At 72.2% G+C, this 17076-nt stretch carries 18 protein-coding genes; 2 read left to right on the top strand and 16 right to left on the bottom strand.

The genetic code is table 11. The features are described 5' to 3' along the window. Positions 1-4: 4 nt before the first annotated feature. From ACZ4Z4_RS26700 to ACZ4Z4_RS26720, 5 genes are all read right to left on the bottom strand, one after another. Positions 5-1216, bottom strand: coding sequence for a ketosynthase chain-length factor (locus tag ACZ4Z4_RS26700; RefSeq protein ID WP_468332293.1), 1212 nt, complete (start codon positions 1214-1216; stop codon positions 5-7). Further along, entirely contained in the window at positions 1213-2484 is a 1272-nt protein-coding gene (locus ACZ4Z4_RS26705; RefSeq protein ID WP_468332296.1) for a beta-ketoacyl-[acyl-carrier-protein] synthase family protein, read from the bottom strand. Before ACZ4Z4_RS26705 ends, ACZ4Z4_RS26700 begins: the two co-directional genes overlap by 4 nt. Next, entirely contained in the window at positions 2481-2810 is a 330-nt protein-coding gene (locus ACZ4Z4_RS26710) for a TcmI family type II polyketide cyclase (protein ID WP_468332299.1), read from the bottom strand. The genes ACZ4Z4_RS26705 and ACZ4Z4_RS26710 overlap by 4 nt, the downstream gene beginning before the upstream one ends. Before the next feature lie 157 nt (positions 2811-2967). Next, positions 2968-3663, bottom strand: coding sequence for an antibiotic biosynthesis monooxygenase family protein (locus ACZ4Z4_RS26715; RefSeq protein ID WP_468332302.1), 696 nt, complete (start codon positions 3661-3663; stop codon positions 2968-2970). A 63-nt stretch (positions 3664-3726) separates the two neighbouring features. Then, positions 3727-5190, bottom strand: a complete 1464-nt coding sequence (locus tag ACZ4Z4_RS26720; protein ID WP_468332305.1) for an FAD-dependent monooxygenase — start codon at positions 5188-5190, stop codon at positions 3727-3729. A 175-nt stretch (positions 5191-5365) separates the two neighbouring features. Here ACZ4Z4_RS26720 and ACZ4Z4_RS26725 point away from each other — a divergent pair, with 175 nt between their 5' ends. After that, the gene (locus ACZ4Z4_RS26725) at positions 5366-5833 is read left to right on the top strand and encodes a nuclear transport factor 2 family protein (protein WP_468332308.1); all 468 of its coding nucleotides are present in this window, start codon (positions 5366-5368) and stop codon (positions 5831-5833) included. A gap of 32 nt (positions 5834-5865) precedes the next feature. Here the strand turns inward: ACZ4Z4_RS26725 and ACZ4Z4_RS26730 are convergent, their stop codons facing one another. Together ACZ4Z4_RS26730 and ACZ4Z4_RS26735 are read right to left on the bottom strand one after the other, a co-directional pair. Then, entirely contained in the window at positions 5866-6282 is a 417-nt protein-coding gene (locus ACZ4Z4_RS26730) for a pyridoxamine 5'-phosphate oxidase family protein (RefSeq protein WP_468332311.1), read from the bottom strand. Positions 6283-6371: 89 nt separating this feature from the next. After that, entirely contained in the window at positions 6372-6500 is a 129-nt protein-coding gene (locus ACZ4Z4_RS26735; protein WP_468332314.1) for a hypothetical protein, read from the bottom strand. A 186-nt stretch (positions 6501-6686) separates the two neighbouring features. On the opposite strand from ACZ4Z4_RS26735, the gene ACZ4Z4_RS26740 reads away from it, so the two are divergent. Continuing rightward, on the top strand, positions 6687-6944 hold the full coding sequence (locus ACZ4Z4_RS26740; protein ID WP_468332317.1) for a DUF6059 family protein: 258 nt from the start codon (positions 6687-6689) through the stop codon (positions 6942-6944). 44 nt (positions 6945-6988) lie between these two features. Here the strand turns inward: ACZ4Z4_RS26740 and ACZ4Z4_RS26745 are convergent, their stop codons facing one another. From ACZ4Z4_RS26745 to ACZ4Z4_RS26785, 9 genes are all read right to left on the bottom strand, one after another. Then, entirely contained in the window at positions 6989-7984 is a 996-nt protein-coding gene (locus ACZ4Z4_RS26745; protein ID WP_468332320.1) for a ParB/RepB/Spo0J family partition protein, read from the bottom strand. Between the two features lie 331 nt (positions 7985-8315). Then, positions 8316-9197, bottom strand: coding sequence for an ABC transporter permease (locus tag ACZ4Z4_RS26750; protein WP_468332323.1), 882 nt, complete (start codon positions 9195-9197; stop codon positions 8316-8318). Next, positions 9184-9972: an ABC transporter ATP-binding protein gene (locus ACZ4Z4_RS26755; protein ID WP_468332326.1), complete on the bottom strand. Its 789-nt coding sequence runs from the start codon at positions 9970-9972 to the stop codon at positions 9184-9186. The genes ACZ4Z4_RS26750 and ACZ4Z4_RS26755 overlap by 14 nt, the downstream gene beginning before the upstream one ends. A gap of 23 nt (positions 9973-9995) precedes the next feature. Beyond that, positions 9996-11126 (bottom strand): ABC transporter substrate-binding protein, encoded by a 1131-nt coding sequence (locus ACZ4Z4_RS26760; protein WP_468332549.1) that lies wholly within the window; start codon positions 11124-11126, stop codon positions 9996-9998. A 2-nt stretch (positions 11127-11128) separates the two neighbouring features. Continuing rightward, a complete protein-coding gene (locus ACZ4Z4_RS26765) occupies positions 11129-12457 on the bottom strand; it encodes a sulfate adenylyltransferase subunit 1 (RefSeq protein ID WP_468332329.1) in 1329 nt (442 codons plus the stop codon). Between the two features lies 1 nt (position 12458). Further along, the gene (cysD, locus tag ACZ4Z4_RS26770) at positions 12459-13406 is read right to left on the bottom strand and encodes a sulfate adenylyltransferase subunit CysD (RefSeq protein WP_468332332.1); all 948 of its coding nucleotides are present in this window, start codon (positions 13404-13406) and stop codon (positions 12459-12461) included. After that, on the bottom strand, positions 13403-13945 hold the full coding sequence (gene cysC, locus ACZ4Z4_RS26775) for an adenylyl-sulfate kinase (protein WP_468332335.1): 543 nt from the start codon (positions 13943-13945) through the stop codon (positions 13403-13405). The genes cysD and cysC overlap by 4 nt, the downstream gene beginning before the upstream one ends. A gap of 42 nt (positions 13946-13987) precedes the next feature. Then, complete coding sequence (locus tag ACZ4Z4_RS26780; RefSeq protein ID WP_468332337.1) at positions 13988-15484, bottom strand: FAD-dependent monooxygenase; 1497 nt, start codon at positions 15482-15484, stop codon at positions 13988-13990. After that, positions 15481-16983, bottom strand: a complete 1503-nt coding sequence (locus ACZ4Z4_RS26785; protein WP_468332339.1) for an FAD-dependent monooxygenase — start codon at positions 16981-16983, stop codon at positions 15481-15483. The genes ACZ4Z4_RS26780 and ACZ4Z4_RS26785 overlap by 4 nt, the downstream gene beginning before the upstream one ends. Positions 16984-17076 lie beyond the last annotated feature (93 nt).

Consider the following 17076-nt stretch of genomic DNA (forward strand, 5'->3'; position numbering starts at 1 on the left):
CGGTTCACTGTCCGGCGCGTACGACCAGTGCGGAGTTGAACCCTCCGTGGCCGCGGGCCAGCACCAGGGCGGTGCGCAGGGCGGCCGGGCGGGCCTGGTAGAGGACCAGGTCCAGGCCGTACTCGGGGCAGGGGTCGATGTGGACGGTGGGCGGGATGACGCCGGCCCGCAGGGCAAGGAGCGCGCAGGCCACGTCCAGCGGTGCGGCGCCGGAGTGCAGGCGGCCGGTCATCGTCTTGGGCACGGTGACGGGGACGCGGCCGGGGCCGAAGATGTCACTGATCGCCTCGGCCTCGGCCCGGTCCAGTTCGGGTACGCCCGCGCCGTCGGCGAAGACCACGTCGATGTCGCCGGGGCCGGTACCGGCGTCGTCCAGGGCGATGCGGATGGCGGTGCGCAAGGTGGTGGGGCGGCCGCTGTGCGGGGGCGGGTCGATGGTGGCGCCGTAGCCGGCGAGTTCGCCGTAGAGGGTGGCGCCGCGGGCGCGGGCCGCCTCGGCGGGCTCCAGGGTGAACAGGGCGCCGCCCTCGCCGGGCACGTAGCCGCGGGCGTCGCGGTCGAAGGGCAGGTAGGCGCGGGTGGGTTCGTCGCTGTCGCTCATGCGGCCGCCGGCGAGCTGGGCGACCCAGCCCCAGGGGCAGACCGAGGCGTCCACGGCGCCGCTGACGATCAGCGGGGTGCCCTTGCGGATGAGGCGTCTGGCCTGGGCGAGGGCGTCCAGGCCGCCGGCCTGGTCGCTGACGACGACGCCGCTGGGGCCCTTCATGCCGTGCCGGATGGAGATCTGGCCGCTGTTGACGGCGTAGAACCAGGCGAAGGACTGGTAGGCGGAGACGAACTGGCTGCCCTTGGCCCACAGTTTTTGCAGTTCGTCCTGGCCGAACTCGAAGCCGCCGGCGTGGCTGGCGGTGACCACGCCCATGTCCAGCGGGTCGAAGGCGGCCACATCGACCCCGGCGTCGGCGAGCGCCCAGTCGGCGGCGGCCAGCGAGAGGCGGGTGACGCGGTCGGTCTGCGGCAGCAGCCGGCCCGGCAGGTGGTCGGCGGCCTCGAAGCCGGGGATCTCGCCGGCCAGTTGGGCGGGGTAGCCGGAGGGGTCGAAGCGGGTGATGCGGCCGATGCCGCTCTTGGCGCCGAGGGTGGCCGCCCAGTAGTCGGCCGCGCCCAGGCCGTTGGGGGCGGCGATGCCCATGCCGGTGACCGCGACCGGGGTCATACGGTGCTCCTTTGCGCGCTGGTGAGGACCATGGCGCTCTGGAATCCGCCGAAGCCGCTGCCGACCGTCAGCACGGTGTCGACCCGCTGGTCGCGGGCCGTCAGCGGCACGTAGTCCAGGTCGCACTCGGGGTCGGGGGTGTGCAGGTTGGCCGTCGGCGGCACCACGTCGTACTCCATGGCCAGCGCGGAGGCGGCGATCTCGATGGAGCCGATGGCGCCCAGCGAGTGGCCCACCATCGACTTGATGGAGCTGACCGGGGCCCGGTAGGCGTGCTCGCCCAGCGCCTTTTTGAACGCGGCCGTCTCGTGCCGGTCGTTCTGCTTGGTGCCCGAGCCGTGGGCGTTGATGTAGTCGACCTGGCCGGGGTCCAGGCGGGCCTCGTCAAGGGCCAGGCGGATGGCCTCGGCCATCTCCGCGCCGTCCCGGCGCAGGCCGGTCATGTGGTAGGCGTTGGAGCGGGTGGCGTAGCCGGCGATCTCGGCGTAGATGTGGGCGCCGCGGCGGCGGGCGCTGTGCAGTTCCTCCAGGACGAAGAAGGCGGCGCCCTCGCCGAGCACGAAGCCGTTGCGGGTGCTGTCGAAGGGCCGTGAGGCCGTGGCGGGCGCGTCGTGGCGCGGTGTGGTCGCCTTGATCGCGTCGAAGCAGGCCATGGTGATCGGTGAGATGGGGGCGTCCGAGGCGCCGGCGACCATGACGTCGGCGGAGCCCTCGCGGACCAGCTCGACGGCGTAGCCGACGGCGTCGATGCCGGAGGTGCAGCCGGTGGAGACGACCGTGGAGGGTCCCTCGGCGCCGACCGCCCAGGCCACCTCCGCCGCGAAGGAGCTGGGCACCAGGTAGTTGTACAGGTGCGGCACGGCGTAGCGGTGGTCGACCAGGTCGAGGCGGCCGCCGTCGCTGACGACGCGGTATTCGTTGTCCAGGCCCATGGTGGCGCCCACCGCGCTGCCCACGACCACGCCGATGCGGTGGGGCGGGTGGGCGGCCAGTTCGGCGCCGCTGTCCTGGACCGCGCCGCGCGCGGTGACCACGGCGAACTGCGCGGCGCGGTCCATGCGCCGCACTTCCTGTGGGGTCAGGCCCTGTTCCAGGCCGCAGAAGTCGGCCTCGGCCGCCACCTTGGAGCGGAACGGGGCGGGGTCGAAGAAGGTGATGCCCCGGGTCGCGGTGCGGCCCTCGCTGAGCAGTTGCCAGAACTCTTTTCGGCCCAGGCCGCCGGGGGCCAGGACCTCGATGCCGGTGATGACCACGCGGCGCTGCGTCATGCGCCGGCCTCCCAGGAGTAGAAGCGCTGGGCCATGGCGTCGGCCGGGGAGCGCCAGGTCGCCGGGTCGTAGGCCTCGATGTGCGGCTTGAGGTCCTCGCTGATCCTGACGAACCGCGGGTCGTCCTTGGCCAGTTCGATCCGGGAGCCTCCGTCGTCGCTGTCGAAGTCCTGGAGGTGGAAGTAGAGGCCGCGGTAGGCGAAGAGCTGACGGCGCCGGGTCCCCATCCGGTGGGGCATGTCGGTGGTGTCGAAGTCGGTGAACAGTGCGGCGACGTCGCGGCTGGAGTCGATCGCCATCCGGGCCACGATCAGCGTGCTGTGCATACCTCGCTCCTTGCGGTGGGCGCCGGGCGCTGGGCACGACAGGGGCAGGGCCGGCGGGCCGGCGTCGGGCGGCCCGGGGCGGGCCGGGTTGTGCGGCCCCGGCGGGCGGCCGGGGCCGGGTGTGCTCAAGGGGCCGGCCCGCGCGGCCGGGCCGGGGTCAGGCGCCGGCGGCGCGGGTGTGGATGACCCGGTAGGAGTTCCAGTCGCTGTCGGTCTTCAGGGCGTTGATGCGCGCCTCGGACTTCTGGCGGGTCTCGGACTGCTGGGCCAGGGCCTGGTGGCGGTGGGCGTCGTACTGCTCCTTGCTCGCCCACTGGGAGTAGACGACGACGAAGGGCCCGTCCAGGAAGCGGGCGCGCAGGCCCTTGAAGACGCTGTGGGAGCGGTAGCCGTCGACGTCCACGAGCCAGGACTGGCCCTCGCCGAGCTCCGTGATCAGCTCGTCCTGGTTGCCTTCGGCGACCTTGAAGATCTCGATGACGGTGTGGTCGTCGCGGTCGGGCGAGATTTCGGTGGCCTCGCCCTGGGAGGGGTGGCGTTGGGTGTGGACGATCTCGCTCTGGAGCAGCCGGATCGAGGTGGTGATGTCCTGGAAGACGGGCAGTGTGCGGTGTTTGAACTCCTCGCCCGCGTACCGCTTCTCCAGGTCCTCGCCGCTGCGCCACTGGATGAAGTTGGCGGTGCCGGGGCTGTCCTGGCCGGCGTGGACGGTGGAGGAGATCCAGCCGTCGAAGGCCGCGGTGTCGACGATCTTCCGCATCTCCTGGATCAGTGTGTCCTGCTTCTCCGGCCGGTCGGTGGTGAACAGGTTGAGGACGGTCAGGTGGTTGTCCTGGGTGGAGATGTAGGGCATGGCGGGATGTCACTTCCTGTCAGGAGTGGATGCGGTCCGTGGGGCCGGTGTGCGGGAGGGGGTTCAGGCGGCGGGGCCGAACCAGCGCTCCAGCGCGCGGGGCAGGGTCTCGGCGCCCTGGTCGGGGGTGATCCAGGCGATGTAGCCGTCGGGGCGCAGCAGGATCGCCTGGGCGTCCGGCAGGTCCTGGCCGCCTTCGGCGGTGACGAGGTCGACGCGGTCCGACCAGGCCTTGGCGGTGGCCGGCAGCGCGCTGTCGCCGCCGAGGTCGAGCAGGACGCCGCGGCCGGTGTGCAGCAGGTCGTGGACGCTCGTGCGCTGCCCCTCGCAGGTCAGTTCGGCGTCGGGCAGGCGCCGGCCGAGCAGTGGGTGCTCGCCCGCGCCCACGTCGTGGCGGATGTCGAGTCCGGTGACCATGCCGACCAGGTGGGCCTGGACCGACTCGTAGCGGGTGAGCTCGGTGAACACCTCCAGGAGCGGGGTGATCTCCTCGCCGCCGAGGTAGAGGATGCGCTGGGCCAGGGTGTTGGTGAGGATGCGGGCGCCGACCGGGTGCCGCTCGCTGTGGTAGGTGTCCAGCAGCGTGTCGGGGGCCTGCCCCTTGAGGACCAGCGCCAGTTTCCAGCCGAGGTTGACCGCGTCCTGCACGCCGGCGCTCATGCCCTGGGCGCCGATGGGCAGGTGGATGTGGGCGGCGTCGCCCGCCAGGAAGACCCGTCCGCGCCGGTACTGGGCGGCCTGCCGGCTCACATCGGTGGTCGAGCTCACCCACAGCGGGGTGGCGGCGTGGATGTCCTCGCCGGACAGCTTCTGGAAGGTGTCGGCGACCTCGGCGAAGGTGATGGGCTCCGCGCTCTGGCGCAGCGGCTCGGTGCGGTCGTAGTAGATGATGCGGCAGCGGTCCGGGCCGAGCGGCAGCACCATGATCATGCCGTCGGGGACCCGCTCGCCGGCGAAGCGGGGCCGCAGCCGCACCCCGGCGATGTCGGCGAAGCGCAGCTCGATGGCGGGTTCGGTGCCGGGGAAGTCGATCCCGGCTGCCTGGCGCACCGCGCTGCGGGCGCCGTCGCACCCGATGACGTACCGTCCGCGCAGCCGGCCGCCGTCGGGCCCGGCCAGTTGCAGCGTGACGCCGTCCTCGTCCTGGTCCAGGCCGGTGACCTCGACGGAGCGGCGGATGCGGGCGCCGTGCTCGGTGGCCCAGCCGGCCAGCATCGCCTCGGTGCGGGACTGGGGTATCCCCCGCGCCCCGTAGGAACCGCCGCTGAGCACCCGGTAGTCCAGCGGTACGCCGCCGAAGTGCCCGCCGGGGATGACGTCGACCTCGCCGAGGCGGTCCAGCAGCCCGCGCTGCCCGAATTCCTCGATGGTGCGCGCGGAGAAGCCAAGAGCGCGTGACTGCCGCATCGGCTCGGCGAGCCTGTCGACCACGAGAACGGAAATTCCGTGCAGGCCGAACTCACCGGCGAGCATGAGTCCGGTGGGACCCGCGCCTACGATGATCACGTCCGCGTCATAATTGTCCATCGTCGTCCATCCGCCCTCTTCTGGTTGATGTTTTACGAGTATGGACAGCGCCGGAGCGGCGGGTAAAGGGACGCCTGTGCAACGCTTTTGCAGTCCAGTACAGAAATGTGCGGGGAATGTCAGATCTTTTGCAGGCGGGGTTGGTCGGGGTGCCTTTGGGGGCGCATTCTCAAGCATGACCTCGACTGAAGCCGAAGCCTTCACTCCGGACACGGCCATGGTGGACGCCTTTGCCGTGCGCGGGCTGCTGGACCGCTATCTGCTGGCGTTGGACACGGAAAAGCTCGACGACGCGTGGGCGCGCACTCTGTTCACCGAGGACGCCGTCGTCGCGTTTCCGCTGAGCCGGCACGAGGGAAGGGACGGGCTCGCACAGTGGCACGTCAGCGCGCTGGCGCATTTCGCCCGCACCCAGCACCTGAATTCGCCCGCGGTGGTGGACTGCGCGGGCGACGAGGCGAGCCTGCGCGCCAACCTGCTCTCCACGCACGTCCACCATCCCGGCGGCGAGGGGCCCGAGTTGTTCACCACCGGCACCTCGGTGAGCGGCTCGGCCCGGCGCACCGCGGACGGCTGGCGGCTCACCCGGCTCTCGTTCGGGCTGATCTGGGTGGACGGGGTGCCGCCCGGGGCGCGCGGCTGATGCCCCGCACACCGTCAGGGGGCCCGGCGCGCTCAGCAGTTGAGGGTGGTGATCCGGTCGACCGTGATCTCCACGACCACCCGTCCCGGCGGGTTCGGCGGCCCGGCGAAGTAGCGCTCGGTGTAGCGGCGGACCCCCTCGGCGACCCGGTCGGGGGCGTCCCGGACCTGGGCGGTGCCCTCCAGGGTGACCCAGGCGAAGCCGTCCACCTGGCAGAGCGCGACCCGGGCGGACGGCGCGGCCAGCACGTTCTTGACCTTGCGCGTCGTGTTCACCGTCAGGACGCGGGCCAGGTGCGCCCGCTCGTCCCAGGTGAAGCGCACGGGCGTCAGATGCGGCGAGCCGTCAGGGCGCAGCGTGCTCAGCACGGCGGTGTGCGGCGCGGTGAGGAACGCGCGGGCCGAGGGGGACAGCGCCGTCGTGCCGGCGCGCCGCGGGGAGAGCGTCATCGTCGTGGGTTCCTCTTTCGGTCTCCGGCGCAGCGCGCCCTGGCACACCACCGTCGCGGCCTGCGGGCCGGGCCGGGAAGGGGACTTGGTCAGTCGATCCCGCGCACCACGTGCGGCTCGGCGCTCTCGTCCTCGTCGTCGTCCACCCCGGCGAGCCGGAGCACCGGCGCGCCCCCTTCACCGGCGCGGTCGTGCCGCTCGTGTCCGGCCTCGTCCATGGGCCTCTCCTCCTGCGACCGTGCGCCCCGCGGGGCCGCGGAGCACGACTGCTCCACCCGGCCACGGTGGCAAGGCCCTCTCGAGGCCGGGCGGAGGGACGGCTCGAATCCGCCTCGACACCGCGTCGACCGCGGCCGCTGCGGCCACGGTGGCCGCTGTGGCCGCGCCTTTTCGGAAGGACTGTCATGCCCGGCTTGATCAGGCGTTTGTGGCGCGAGGTGTACGCGGCTCTGCAGGCCTACGGCGCCCTTTACATGGCGGGCACCTGGCGCCCGCCCGGCGCCGGCCCGCCCCCCGACAGCCCGCCCTCCGGCGGTTGGTGCGGCACGGCGCCCCGGGAGCCGGCGGGCCCGCCCCGGGCCCATCCCGAGCGGCTGTGCCCGGAGGTCGCCCTGAGCCCGGTGGAGCGCGCGCTGGACCGGCAGTTGGAGACCGGCTCCTGACACGGCATCACCCCGACGGGGTTCACAATCACCCCGTAGGGGGCTCACACCGCGCCGTGCCGGCCCCTGAGCCGCTCGGCGAACAGGCTCCATTCCTTGCTGACGTGCTCCGCGATGGGGGCGATGACGCCGACCCAGTGCGGCGGGACGGCGCCCACGAGCTCGCGCCAGCCGTCGGGGTCGGTGGCGTGCAGCGCCATCCATTGCAGGAACTCCTTGCCGCCGGCGGTGTAGCGGATGCACGGGTCGTTGGCGATCTTGGCCGCGACCGTCTCCCAGGCGGGCGGCTCGTCGGCCGGGGCGGTGCGCCGCGGCGGCAAGTCCTCGGCGTCCGGCGTCCGGGCGTGGCCGGCCGCCGGGGCCTGCGCGGCCCGGTCGGCCGGGTGCAGGGTCAGCCGGGCGCCGGTCCCCCGCAGTCCGTTGCGTTCGGGGCTGACCCCGCGGCGCAGCCGGGCGCTCACGTCGTGGACGGTGCCCAGGGACACCTCGGTCTCGCGGGCGACTTCCCGCAGGGTGGCGTCGGGGTGGGCGGTGATGTAGGCGGCGGCGCGGCGCCGGCCCTCGCCGGCGCTCACCGAGCGCAGTTTGCCGTCCAGGCCCAGGCGCTGGCCGCCCGGCGGGGTGGCGCACGCGGAGCGCTCGCGCAGGGCCGCGATGGTCTTGGCGCTCAGTCCCGTGACGCTCGCGATGGCGCGGTCGGACCATTCGGGGTGCGCCCGCAGGACGCGTTCGGCCCCGCCGATACGGTCGGCCTTGGACAGCGGAAGTCCGTGCGCGCTGTTGGCCTTCATGGCGATCACGAGCGCTTCGGCGTCCGAGCAGTCGATGAGCCGCGCCTTGATGCTGTGGTCGCCGCAGAGTTTCGCGGCCTCCAGCCGGTGCAGCCCGTCGATGATCCGCCAGCCGTCTTTCTGGACGAGCACGGGCGGCAATTGGGGGCGGCCCGACGCCTCGACGAGCAGCTGGAGATACGCGGCGTTGATTCCGGCCTGGCGCAGGTGCAGTCCGGGCGAGAGGGCATGGACCGGGAGTTCCTGCACCGGGGTCTTCTCAATGTTCTGGTCGCCGATTTCCGGGCCGGTTCCTGGGCTGCTTCCTGGATCGGTACAGAGGCCGATATCAGGGCCGGTTCCGGGGGCGGTTCCGGGGCTTTTTCCGTCTCCGGCCACCGGCTCGTCGCACCGTAATTCGGCGGAACTCGAACCGTCTGCGATCACCGTAGCCCGCCCGTCATTGAAAGCCATCCGGTGTGCCCTTTCTGCCGCTTATTCCGGATGAGCGTCGCAGCGGTGTCTCTAGCCCCGGTCGAGGGTGAGTTGACGGTCGTCGGACCGTCGCCCGAGGTGGTTTGCAGCGTGGCTCCAGCCGGGTTCAGCGCCGCACGAGCAGGCCGCGGCTGCGCAGGACCCAGCGTTCCAGGGGGCTGAAGACGAGCAGGTCGATGGCGATGCCGACCAGCAGGATGAGCAGGATGGCCTCGAAGACCATGGCCATGTCGCTGGCGTTGCGGCCGTTCTCCAGGAGCTGGCCCAGGCCCACGCCCAGGTCGGGGAAGGAAGCGATGATCTCGGCGGCCATGAGCGAGCGCCAGGAGAACGCCCAGCCCTGTTTGAGTCCGGCGACGTAGCCGGGCAGGGCGGCCGGCAGCACCACGTGCCAGGTGCCCTTGAGGCCGGTGGCGCCCATGGTGCGCCCGGCCCGCAGGAACAGCGGCGGCACCTGGTCGACGCCGGCGACCAGGCCGTTGGCGATGGAGGGGACCGCGCCGAGCAGGATCACCGCGTACATCATCGAGTTGTTCAGGCCCAGCCAGATCACCGCGGGCGGCACCCAGGCCACCGAGGGCAGGGACTGAAGGCCGGACAGGATCGGGCCGATCGCCGCGCGCAGGAACTTCAGCCGCGCCACGAGCAGGCCCAGCGGGGTGCCGATGAGCAGGGCGAGGCCAAAGCCGAGCAGGCCGCGCGAGACGGACGTCCAGATGTAGCCCAGGAGTTCGCCCTCCAGCCAGGCCTGGCGCGCCACCTCGTACACCGCGCCCGGGGAGGGCAGTTTGCCGGGGTCGTCGACGATGTCGAAGGAGACCAGTGCCTGCCACACCGCGAGGACGAGGGTGATGGCGGTGACGGGGGGCAGGACCTTCTCGCGCAGGGTCAGTGTGAGGGGCTTGCGGATCTGCTGGGGCGTCTCCAGGGCGTCGAGGCCGGCGAGGTCGTTGCCGTCCTTGGCGGTGGGTGTCTCAGTACTGGCCATGCCGGCGGATCTCCCCCCGCAGTTGTTCGGTGATCTCGATGGAGAGCTCCGCGACGGCGGTGTCCTCGATGCGGCGCGGCTGGGGGATGTCCACGTCCCAGGCGCGGGCGATGCGCCCGGGGCGGGAGGAGAGCAGGATCACGCGCTGGGCCAGGCGGGCGGCCTCGCGCACGTTGTGGGTGACGAACAGCACCGACAGGCCGGTCTCGCTCCAGATCCGGGTCAGTTCGTCGTGCAGCACGTCGCGGGTGATGGCGTCGAGGGCGGCGAAGGGTTCGTCCATCAGCAGCAGGCGGCTCTCCTGGGCCAGCGCGCGGGCCAGCGCGACGCGTTGGCGCATGCCGCCGGACAGCTCGTGCACCCGCTTGCCGTGGGCGCCTTCGAGGCGGACGAGCGCCAAGAGCTCCTCGGCGCGCTCGCGCCGTTGCCGGGGGGCGACGCCGCGCAGTTTCAGGGCGAGTTCGATGTTCTTGCCGGCGCTCAGCCAGGGGAACAGGGCGTGTTCCTGGAACATCAGGGCCGGCCGGCCGTCGGTGGTGATCTCGCCGGTGGTGGGATCGTCGAGGCCGGCGATGAGGTTGAGCAGGGTGGATTTGCCGCAGCCCGAGGCCCCCAGGAGGGTGACGAACTCGCCGGGTGCGACGGTGAGGCTGATGTCGTCCAGCACGAGCTGGGGTCCGGCGGGGCCGGGGAACGACTTCGAGACGTGGTCGAGGCGGGCGGCGTGGCGGGCCGTCGTGGTGCCCGCGCCGGCCGTGGCCAGCGTCGTGGTCATGGTCGTCACCTCCTGGGAAGGCGTCAGGGCCGTCCGGCGCCGAGTCCGGCGTCGTCGGCCGGGGGCCGTCCGGCGGCCGCGAGGATCTTGTTGAGCAGGGTGAGGTCGTAGATGCCGGTCAGGTCGGGCTCCTTGAGCAGGCCGGCCTCGACGGCGTGCCCGGCCTGGGTGCGCAGGGTGGCGGCCAGCGGGTCGTCGGTGAAGTCGATGGAGCGCCAGGCCGCGTCCAGGACACCGCGGGGCAGGGCCTTGCCGGCGTCGGCGGCCAGCTGCTGGTTGGCGGCCGCCTTGGCCGCTGCGGGGTGGGCTTTGATCCACTTGTTGGTGTCCACCGCCGCCTTGAGCACCGCCTCGACGACTCGGGGGTGCCGGGCGAGGAACTTCTGCGACACGATGATGTTCGTGGTGACGAACGTGCCGCCGGGCCACAGCGTCTTCTCCTCCAGCAGGACCTTGCCGCCCTGGGCGACGAGGCGGGAGGCGGTCGGCTCGGGCACCCAGGCGCCGTCGATGGAGCCGGCCTCGTAGGCGTCCGGGGTGACCTTGTTGTCGCTGCGCACCACGGTCACCTCGCCCTTGCCGCTGTGCGCGTCGACGTGCCAGCCCTGCCCGGCCGCCCAGTTGAGGAAGGCCACGTCCTGGGTGTTGCCGAGCTGCGGGGTGGCGATCTTCTTGCCCTTGACGTCGCTCAGGGAGGTGATCTTCTCGGGGTCGACGACCAGCTTGACGCCGCCGGAGGCCGAACCGCCGATGATGCGCAGGTTCTTGCCGCCCGACTTGGCGAATCCGTTGACGGCCGGGGACGGGCCGATCCAGCCGATGTCGAGCGACCCGGAGTTGATCGCCTCGATCGCGGAGGGCCCGGCGTTGAACGTCGCGTACGTCGCCTTCGTGGCGCCCAGCGCCTTTTGGAAGAAGCCCTTGCGGTTGCCCACCAGTGCGGTGCCGTGGGTCAGGTTGGCGAAGTAGCCGATGCGTACGGAGTCCAGGTTCTCGATCCGCTGCGCGCCTGCGGCGATCTTCGCGGCGCCCTCGTCGTCCTTGGCCTGAGAGCCGTAGCCGCAGGCGGTGGGGGCCAGCAGGAACACGGCGGCCAGAAGGAGGGCGGCGCGGCGCGGCACGCGGCGGCGGGCGGGCGCTCCGGTGGCGGGCATGGTCAGAAGTCCCATCCGTCGTCCCGGACGGTGGCGTCGGCGGCCGTGTCCGGGGAGGCGAACGACGCGCCGGCCATGCCCGCGGTGAGGGTGGTGCCGTCGCCGGGGTCGATCAGGATGAACGAGCCGGTGCGCCGGGAGTCGGCGTAGGAGTCGATGGGCAGCGGTTCGGCGGTGCGCAGCGCGACCCGGCCGATGTCGTTGGCGGCGAGCTGTCCGGGGTGCGGCTCCAGGGACAGGTCGTCCAGGGTGAGCCGGGAGGGGATGTCCTGGACGATGGCCTTGACGGTGCGGGTGCCGTGCTTGAGGAGCACCCGGTGGCCCACGCGCAGCGGCTGGTCGGCGACGTGGCACACGGTCGCCGTCACCTCCCGGGTGGTGGCCGGGGCGTCGGTGGCCGGCACGATGAGGTCGCCGCGCGAGACGTCGAGGTCGTCGGTGAGCAGCACGGTCACCGACTCCAACGCCCGGGCCGCCCTGGCGGGCCGGCCCAGGCGTTCGATGGCGGCGATGGTGGAGGTGCGGCCCGAGGGCAGCACGCGCACCTGCTGCCCGACGTGGAAGGCGCCCTCGGCGATCCTTCCGGCGTAGCCGCGGTAGTCGGGGTGCTCGGGGGTCTGCGGGCGGATCACGTACTGCACGGGCAGCCGGGCCGAGCAGTGCGCCGGGTGGTGGCCGACCGGCACGGTCTCCAGGTGTTCCAGGACGGTGGGGCCGTCGTACCAGTCCATGTGCGCGGAGGTGTCCACGACGTTGTCGCCGGCCAGCGCGGAGATGGGGATCACGGTGACCTCGGGGCCGCCCAACTCCTTGACGTAGGCGGTGTATTCCTCGGCGATCGCGGTGAAGACGGACTCCCGGTGGCCGACGAGGTCCATCTTGTTGACGGCGAGCACGACGTGCGGGACGCGCAGCAGGGCGGCGATGGCGGTGTGGCGGCGGGTCTGCTCGACGACGCCGTTGCGGGCGTCGACCAGGATCACCGTCAGCTCGGCGGTGGAGGCGCCGGTGACCATGTTGCGGGTGTACTGCACGTGGCCGGGGGTGTCGGCGAGGATGAAGCGGCGCCGCGGGGTGGCGAAGTAGCGGTAGGCGACGTCGATGGTGATGCCCTGCTCGCGCTCGGCGCGCAGGCCGTCGGTGAGCAGCGCCAGGTCGGGGGTGGCCTGGCCGCGGTTGCGGGAGGCGTGGGCGACGGCTTCCAGCTGGTCGGCCAGGACCGACTTGGAGTCGTGCAGGAGGCGGCCCACCAGGGTGGACTTGCCGTCGTCCACGGAGCCGGCGGTGGCGAAGCGCAGTGTGTCGACGGTGGTGTCGGTCAGAACACTCATCTCAGAAGTACCCCTCGCGCTTGCGGTCTTCCATCGCGGCCTCGGAGAGCTTGTCGTCGGCCCGGGTCGCGCCGCGTTCGGTCAGCCGGGACGCGGCGATCTCCGTGATGACCTTGTCGATGGTGTCGGCGTCGGAGTCCACCGCGCCGGTGCAGGACATGTCGCCGACCGTGCGGTAGCGCACCCGCCGCCGCTCGACCCGCTCGCCCTGCTCGGGGCCGCCCCACTCGCCGGCGGTCAGCCACATGTGGTTGCGCCGGAACACCTCGCGTTCGTGGGCGAAGTAGATGGCGGGCAGGTCGATGTGTTCCCGGGCGATGTACAGCCACACGTCCAGCTCGGTCCAGTTGGAGAGCGGGAAGACGCGGACGTGTTCGCGCGGCAGGTGCCGGCCGTTGTACAGGTTCCACAGCTCGGGGCGCTGGCGGCGCGGGTCCCACTGGGAGAATTCGTCGCGCAGGGAGAACACGCGCTCCTTGGCGCGGGCTTTTTCCTCGTCGCGGCGCCCGCCGCCGAACACGGCGTCGAAGCCCTGCTGTTGGATGGTGTCGGTCAGCGGCCGGGTCTGGAGCGGGTTGCGGGTGCCGTCGGGGCGTTCCTTGAGCACGCCGCGGTCGATGTAGTCCTGCACCGAGGCGACGTGCAGGCGCAGCCCGTGCTCGGCGACCACCCGGTCGCGGTACTCGATGACCTCGGGGAAGTTGTGCCCGGTGTCCACGTGCAGCAGCGCGAAGGGCACCGGCGCGGGCGTGAACGCCTTCAGCGCCAGGTGCAGCATGACGATGGAGTCCTTGCCGCCGGAGAAGAGCACCACCGGGTTCTCGAACTCGCCCGCCACCTCGCGCAGGATGTGGACCGCCTCCGACTCCAGCGCGTCGGGGTGCGAGAGGGCGCAGGGGCTCGCCCCGTCCTCCTCGCCGGCCCTGACCGGGTCGACGGTCGGCGTCATAACAGTCCCCTTTCGGTGAGCACGGCGTACACCGCGGCGGCGGACTCGCGCACGGTCTGCTGGTGTGCCTGGATGCGCAGGTCCGGCGCCGTGGGCTCCTGGTAGGGGTCGTCCACGCCGGTCAGCCCGGTCAGCTCGCCGGCGGCCTGTTTGGCGTACAGGCCCTTCACATCGCGTGCGCTGCACACCTGAAGGGGGGTGGCGACGTGCACTTCGAGGTAGGGGGTGTGGTTGGCGTCGTGGCGCTTGCGGACCGCTTCGCGGCTGTCGGTGTACGGGGCGATCACCGGGACCAGCGCCAGGATGCCGTTGCGGGCCAGGAGTTCGGCGACGAAGCCGATGCGCTGCACGTTGGTGTCGCGGTCGGTGCGGGAGAATCCGAGGCCGGCCGAGAGCGCCTCGCGGATCTCGTCGCCGTCCAGGACCTCCACGCGGTGGCCGTCGGCGCGCAGCCACTCGGCGAGCTCGTAGGCGATGGTGGTCTTGCCGGCGCTCGGCAGTCCGGTGAGCCAGACGGTAACTCCGGTCGTCACGGGCATCTCCTGGGGGTCGGGGGGTGTCGTCCGCGCGGCGTGCAGGGGTCAGGCGGGCGGGGCGGTCACGGCGGTGGTGCGGGGGGTGCCGAACCAGTGGGTGAGGGCGTCGCTCAGGTCGCTGTCGCTGCCCGGCGCGGTCCAGGCGACGTAGCCGTCGGGCCGGATCAGGACCGCCTCGGGTGCCGGGCGGGGGCCGCGGGTCCAGGTGGCGGTGACGATGTCGACACGGTCGGCCCAGTCCTCGGCGAGCTGCGCGGCCTTGCCGCCATCTCCCGTGTCCGCCGTGCAGATCAGGACGCCGCGGGCGGTGTGCAGCAGCTCGGCGACACGCCTCAACGTGCCGCCGGGTAGGGCCAGTTGGTGGTGGGGCGGCATGCGCCGGCCCAGCAACGGGTGTTCCCCGGGGCCCATGTCGTAGCGGATGCCCAGGCCGCTGAGGACGCCGGCCAGGTGGGCGGCCGCGTCCTTGTGGGTCATCAGCTCGCCCAGCACGGTGCGCAGCGGGGCCATCTCCTGGCCGGTGAGGCGCAGTTCGATGGCGGCGCGGGCGTTGCGTGCCAGTTGCCGGCCGATCGGGTGGCGTTCGTCGTGGTAGGTGTCCAGGAGGGTTTCGGGGGCCCTGCCGTCCAGCACGGCGGCCAGTTTCCAGCCGAGGTTGACCGCGTCCTGCACGCCCACGCTCAGGCCTTGTGCCATCGCCGGCGGCTGGACGTGGGTGGCGTCGCCCGCCAGGAAGACGCGGCCGCGCCGGTAGTGGGCGGCCACCCGGGAGGCGTCGGTGAAGCAGCTGATCCAGCGGCACTGCCCGTGGTGGATGGACTCGCCGGTCAGGCGCTGCCAGGCGTCGGCGAGTTCGGTGTACGACAGTGCGTCGCGGTCCTTGGGGCGCATGCCCCGCTCGTAGGCGACGATCCGGGTGACGCCGTCCTCCAGGTCCATCGCCATGATCATGCTGCCGTCGGGGAGGTTCTCGCCGATGCGGCGGCGGCGGGTGTGGATGCCGGTCACGTCGGCCGTGTAGAAGCCGCGGGTGGGTTCGGGGCCGGAGAAGTCGATGCCGGTCAGTTTGCGGACGGTGCTGCGTCCGCCGTCGCAGCCGATGAGGTAGCGGGCGCGGTCCGTCCCGGGGCCCTTGGGTCCCTCGAAGGTCACGTCGACGCCGCCGGGCCGCTCGCGCAGGGCGGTGACCTCGTGGCCGCGGCGCACCGGCACCCCGAGTTCGCCCACCCACTCCTCCAGCATCCGTTCGGTGCGGAACTGCGAGACGCCCCGGGCGCCGCTGTGGTCCTCCTCCAGGATGTCCAGGTCGATGGGGACGCCGCCGAAGTGGCTGTCGGCGGGTTCGGTCGCGCCGAGTCTGGGCAGCAGTCCGCGCTGGTCGAAGCTTTCGACGGCGCGCCGGGTGAGGCTGGCGCCGCGGGACTCGCGCGCGGGGGCGGGCAGCTTTTCGTAGACGACGACGTCGGCGCCGCCCAGGCGCAGTTCGCCGGCCATCATCAGCCCGACCGGGCCCGCGCCGACGACTATCACGTCCCTGGTCATGCTGACGCTCCTGTGGGGTGGGTGGCGCTGGGGGTGCCGAACCAGTGGGTGAGGGCGTCGCTCAGGTCGCTGTCGCTGCCCGGCGCGGTCCAGGCGACGTAGCCGTCGGGCCGGATCAGGACCGCCTCGGGTGCCGGCTGGGGACCGCGGGTCCAGGTGGCGGTGACGATGTCGACACGGTCGGCCCAGTCCTCGGCGAGCTCGGCGGCCTTGCCCGCGCCGTCCGCATCCGCGGTGCAGATCAGGACGCCGCGGGCGGTGTGCAGCAGCTCGGCGACACGCATCAACGTGCCGCCGGGTAGGGTCAGTTGGTGGTGGGGCGGCATGCGCCGGCCCAGCAGGGGGTGCTCCCCCGGGCCCATGTCGTAGCCGATGTCCAGGCCGCTGACGATGCCGGCCAGGTGGGCGGCCGCGGCCTTGTGGGTCATCAGCTCGCCAAGGACGGCGCGCAGCGGGTCCATGTCGGCGTCGCCGAGGTAGAGCAGGGAGGCCGCCTGGGCGTTGCGGATCAGTTTCCGGCCCACCGGGTGGCGTTCGTCGTGGTAGGTGTCCAGCAGGGCTTCGGTGGCCCGGCCCGCCAGCACGGCGGCCAGTTTCCAGCCGAGGTTGACCGCGTCCTGTAGTCCGGCGCTCAGTCCCCAGGCGGCCAGCGGCGGCATGGCGTGCGCGGCGTCGCCCGCCAGGAGCACCCGGCCGCTCCGGTAGGCGTCGGCCAGGGCGGCGGCGTTGTTGCAGGACCACATCCACTGTGCCTGGGCGTGGTGGATGGTTTCGCCGGTGAGGCGCTGCCAGGCGTCGGCGATCTGCTCGAACGTCAGGGTGTCGGGGTCCTGGTGCGGGGAGAGGTCCTTGTCGTGGACGACGATGCGGTAGCGGCCCTCGCCCAGCGGGGTGCACACCACCATGTGGCCGCCGGGCAGGCGTTCGCCGATGGGCCGCGGGCGCAGCGTCACCCCGGTGATCTCCGCGGTGTACATGCCGCGGGTGGGCTGCCACTGCCGGGCGGGGATGCCGGCCGCCGTGCGGACGGTGCTGTGCGGGCCGTCGCAGCCGACCACGTACCGGGCGCGCGCCCGGCCGACGCCCTTGGGTCCGGTGAAGGTCACCTCGACGCCGTCTTCCCGCTCGCGCAGGGCGGTCACCTCATGCCCGCGGTGCACCGGTACGCCGAGGTCGGCCAGCCGGGCGCTCAGCATGGTTTCGGTGCGGGCCTGGGAGAGCCCCAGGACGCCGCTGTGGTCCTCGTCCAGCATGCCGAGGTCGAAGCGGACGCCGCCGAAGTGCCCCATCGGGCCCCACCGGAATTCACCGAGTCCGGGCAGCAGTCCGCGCTGGTCCAGTGATTCCGCCGCCCGCCGGTTGAAGCCGAGCGCGCGGGATTCTCCGGCAGGGGCGGGGAGCTTGTCGAAGACGGTGACATTCACTCCGCCCAAGTGGAGTTCGCCGGCCAGCAGCAATCCGACAGGACCGGCACCGACAATTATTACGCCAGTTTCCATTGTTGACCTTCCACGCGGGGCGGCTGAGGAATCGTCGATGTCAAACTACACATCACCATGTTCGGCTGCAATGACGGTGGTGAATTCATAAGC

Source organism: Streptomyces sp. NPDC030245, from assembly GCF_055572995.1.